This is a genomic window from Aeromonas sp. PrichA-15, from assembly GCF_017939245.1.
GTDB lineage: Bacteria > Pseudomonadota > Gammaproteobacteria > Enterobacterales > Aeromonadaceae > Aeromonas > Aeromonas caviae.
The window spans coordinates 1-3,463 of record NZ_JAGKRH010000115.1 but is presented as its reverse complement, the minus strand read 5'-3'; the positions used below and the strand labels follow the sequence as shown (position 1 = coordinate 3,463).

Annotated in this window: 2 protein-coding genes and 1 pseudogene; all 3 read right to left on the bottom strand. The window is 59.6% G+C overall.

Annotated elements, in window-relative coordinates:
• Nucleotides 1-237: pseudogene (locus tag J9889_RS14635) on the bottom strand (3-deoxy-7-phosphoheptulonate synthase); the annotation flags it as partial.
• 371 nt (nt 238-608) lie between these two features.
• On the bottom strand, nt 609-1,688 hold the full coding sequence (glpQ, locus tag J9889_RS14630) for a glycerophosphodiester phosphodiesterase (RefSeq protein ID WP_053288566.1): 1,080 nt from the start codon (nt 1,686-1,688) through the stop codon (nt 609-611).
• A 102-nt stretch (nt 1,689-1,790) separates the two neighbouring features.
• Nucleotides 1,791-3,278, bottom strand: coding sequence for a glycerol-3-phosphate dehydrogenase (gene glpD / locus J9889_RS14625; RefSeq protein ID WP_039038617.1), 1,488 nt, complete (start codon nt 3,276-3,278; stop codon nt 1,791-1,793).
• Nucleotides 3,279-3,463: the final 185 nt, after the last annotated feature.

Below are 3,463 nucleotides of genomic sequence, written 5' to 3'. Positions count from 1 at the left end.
CGCTTTGAGTCTGGTTGCGTACTCTTTGGCAGCGTCCATGTCGTGGATGGAGCAGGGACCACAGATCACCAGCAGGCGGTGATCGCGACGGTGGATGATGTCGGCGATGGTATTGCGGGCCCCTTGCACGAATGCCAGCGCGCGATCGGAGATGGGCAGTTTCTCCTTGAGCTGGGCAGGCGTGATCATCACTTGTTCGGACTGGATATGGATGTTGTTCAGGGGATCTCTTTGCATTTTCTCATTCTCTCTACTGTTTCAAGCCAAGGGCGCCGATCGTTCATTTATGTTTACACAAGTCAGCACTTTGTTACGCAACCGCCCCCACCTTACCAAGGAAAAACAAACAATCAAGTGAAACTAGCGTCTTTGCGCGCTGATAGATGGATAAATGACCAAGAAAGCAGAGTGAAACAACTCAAAAGTAGCGACTCGCGAGGCCAGATCAGCCCCAAATCGTAAACTTTAGATTACACCCATCCATTTCAATATCATCTCTCTGCCCCCTCTCATGGCCCCTTATCCGGCCCCTCATCCCGGCGATAATGCCGGGCACAAAAAAGCGGGACACCTGGCCCCGCTTGCATTCCCGTGTTGCTCTTCTTTTATTATTTGCCGTGGGCCTTGATAGCCTCGACCGCCTTGTCGGGGAAGTCGCTGAATACCCCATCCACATCGGCCTGGTAGAGGAAGATGTTGAGCAGGTCGGTGAAGTCTTTCGCATAGGCCGGGATCTGCCCCTCATCCTGACGGAAGGTATAAGGATGCACCTTGAGACCGGCCGCGTGGGCCTCTTTCACCATGCCGGTGAAGACCGGCTTGCCGGGAGTGCCCGGCTCGGTCACCACCATGGGTTTCCAGGGACCGATTCCCTCGGCATAGGTGGCGATGGTCTTCATGGCCCCCGGCTTGAACATCCAGTCATAGCTGTAGGGGGTCGCCTTGCCCTTGGCATCGTAGACCATGGTCTCGTTCCAGTCGGTCTCGGCCATCAACTGCACCAACTTCAAGTCCATACCCATGGCGGGCATCAGTTCGCTGTTGATGCGCTTGAGCTCGTTGGCATCGAAACACTGCAGATAGACCTTGTCGTTCTTGCTGGTGTAGCCGTACTCCTTCAGTACCTTGAGCACCGCCCTGGAGATGTCCTTGCCTTCGTGGCGGAACAGCCAGGGAGCTTTTATCTCCGGGTAGATGCCGATGTGCTTGCCGGTGCTCTTGTTGAGCCCCTGGATCATCTCGATCTCTTCCTGGAAGGTGTGGATCCTGAAGCTCGACTTCCACAGCGGGAAGCGCGCCGGATAGACCGGCACCTGCTTGCCGTCCACCAGTTGGAACGGCTCGGTCATGCGCAGGGAGCGCACCTCGTTCAGGGTGAAATCCACCACATAGTAGCGACCGTCCGGGCGGGCCCGGCCGGGGAAGCGCTCGGCCACGTCCGTGATGCCATCAAGGAAGTGATCGTGCATCACCACCAGCTGGTCATCCTTGGTCATCACCAGGTCCTGCTCCAGATAGTCGGCCCCCATGCCATAGGCCAGGGCTTTGGATTCCAGGGTGTGTTCCGGCAGGTAACCGGAGGCACCACGGTGGGCGATCACGATTTTGCCTTCGTCGGCCGCCAGTGCAGGCAGCGCCAGGGCAGCCCCGAGGCCAAGGGCTATCAGGGTACGGTGAGGTTGCTTCATCAAGAGGTCTCGTTGTTATGGTGTGTAGGATGCAGGTAATTGTTATAGCAGGGGTTTATTGCAGTTTGACGGCGGACGGCAAAGGCCGCCCGCCGTGGGTCATCAGCAGGCTTCGGGCAGGGCGTGGTGGTGTTCGAGCAGCCAGGCACCGAGCTGCTGCTGTTCGGATTCCGACAGGCGCAGCCCCAGCTTGCTGCGGCGCCACAGGATGTCCTCCAGGGAGTGGGCCCATTCGCGCGCGATGAGATAGCGCACTTCGGATTCATACAGCCCGGCGCCAAAGTGCTGGCCGCGCTCCTCCTTCAGCCAGAGGCGGGCATGAGCGCCATAGGCTTCGGCGATGCGCAGGGCGCTGCGATCGTCGAGCCAGTCGAATTCCAGCGCAAAGGCACGCGCCAGTTCACGCACCGAGCAGTCGAACTCGCCACCGGGCAGCCGGCAGGAGGCGGTCCAGTCCTCTCCCATCTGGCTGAACCAGGGCTTGAGCTTGTTGCAGGCGGCCTGGGCCAGCTTGCGGTAGGTGGTGAGCTTGCCGCCAAACACCGACAAGAGCGGCGCGCCGTCGGATTCACCACTGAGCTCGAGCGTGTAGTCCCGGGTCACCGCCTGGGGTGAATCGGACTCGTCGTCACACAGGGGGCGCACCCCGGCATAGGTCCACACCACGTCTGCCGGGCTTATCTGCCTGGTGAAGTGGGCATTGACCACCTTGCACAGGTAGTTGATCTCGGCATCGCTGATCTTGGCTTCCCGCGGGCTGCCCTTGTGCTCCACGTCCGTGGTGCCGATGAGGGAATAGTCCTGCTGGTAGGGGATGACGAAGACGATGCGGTTGTCCTCGTTTTGCAGGATGTAAGCCTCTTCGCGCTCATGGATGCGCGGCACTATCATGTGGCTCCCCTTGATGAGGCGAATGCCGCGGGGGGATTTCTCGCTCAGGCTCTCGTCATAGAAGGTCTTGACCCAGGGGCCCGCCGCATTGACCAGACCACGGCAGCTGACGGTGAACTGCTCGCCCCCTTCCCGCTCCAGCGTCAGGGTCCAGTGCTTGGAGCCGCGCACCGCCTTGACGCAGCGGGTACGGGTCTGCACGTCAGCGCCCTTGTCCCGCGCCAGCATGGCATTGAGCACCACCAGCCGGGCGTCGTCGACCCAGGCGTCCGAGTATTCAAAGCCCTTGTTGATGCCGCTCTTGAGACCGTCCTGTGGCAGGAAGCGCAGACCGCAACTCCCCTTGAGCTTGTCCCGCTTGGCCAGGTTGTCATAAAGGAAGAGACCGGCTCGGATCATCCAGGCCGGACGCAGGTGCGGGCGATGGGGCAGACGAAAACGCATGGGACGGGCGATGTGGGGAGCCATGCCGAGCAGGACCTCCCGCTCCGCCAGCGCCTCTTTCACCAGCCGGAATTCGTAATGTTCGAGGTAGCGCAGGCCGCCGTGGATCAGCTTGCTGGAGTTGGACGAGGTGGCAGAGGCGAGATCGCTCGCCTCGAACAGCGCCACCTTCAGCCCCCGCCCCGCCGCATCTGCCGCGATGCCGACCCCGTTGATGCCGCCGCCGACGACGACCAGATCATAATGTTCGCTCATGTTCACCTACTTTCTTATTTTGTGTTTGCCATGACAGCAATGTTTGATTTCGCTCATATTAGAACATGAAAAACCAATAAACGAACATTTCGTGAGAGAAATGTGATCGCGATTGTTTTCACAATGCTAAAAATGCTGCCAGTCGGTGACGGCCTGGCAAGGCTAAGGTCTGCCGGAAACAGCCA

Bases quoted from the DNA above. Each gene is read 5' to 3' on its own strand.
- glpD (WP_039038617.1), bottom strand. From the start codon at position 3,278: ATGAGCGAACATTATGATCTGGTCGTCGTCGGCGGCGGCATCAACGGG.
- glpQ (WP_053288566.1), bottom strand. From the start codon at position 1,688: ATGAAGCAACCTCACCGTACCCTGATAGCCCTTGGCCTCGGGGCTGCC.